The 604-nt window shown below is 65.9% G+C and carries 1 protein-coding gene; it reads right to left on the bottom strand.

The features are described from left to right. Positions 1-68 precede the first annotated feature (68 nt). On the bottom strand, positions 69-604 hold a 536-nt coding region (locus D3D02_RS18520), incomplete at its 5' end, for a glutathione S-transferase C-terminal domain-containing protein (protein WP_199723190.1).

Here is a 604-nt window from a genome sequence, read left to right as displayed (position 1 = left end):
CCCGTCTCGACTTCTTCGACTTCTTTGACTTCTTCGACTTCTTCGATTCCTCTGACGACGCGGCCGACTCAGTCGTCCGCGGCCGGCGTCGGCGCCTCACCGCCGAGCCGCTCCCGGTCGTGTGCCGCCTCGAAGTCGAGGTCGGGCCCGCGCGCGATGATGCCCGAGGGGGTCACGTCCGGGTGCGTGGTGTAGTAGTGCTCCTTGATGTGGGCCATGTTCACCGTCTCGGCGACGCCCGGCGTCTGGTAGAGGTCGCGCAGGTACGGCCAGAGGTTGTCGTACTGGTGGATGAACTTCCGGTTACACATGAAGTGCGTGTGGTACACCTGATCGAAGCGGATCAGGGTGGTGAACATACAGATGTCCGCCTCCGTCAGGGAGTCGCCGACGAGGTACCGCTGGTCGGCGAGCCGCTCGTCGTAGCGGTCGAGCGCGCCGAAGAGGTCGTCGATGGCCTCGTCGTACGCCTCCTGCGAGGTGGCGAACCCGGCGCGGTAGACGCCGTTGTTGATCGGCTCGTAGATGTCCGTGATCACCTCGTCGACGTCCGCGACGGTCGCGTCGTCGTCCGCGTCGGGGAGCAGCGAGGCGCCGTTGCCGA

The sequence above is a fragment of the Halobellus sp. Atlit-38R genome, from assembly GCF_003665925.1.
Lineage (GTDB): Archaea > Halobacteriota > Halobacteria > Halobacteriales > Haloferacaceae > Haloquadratum > Haloquadratum inordinatus.
Note: the sequence above shows the minus strand (reverse complement) of the source record. Positions and strands in the feature narration are given on the sequence as shown.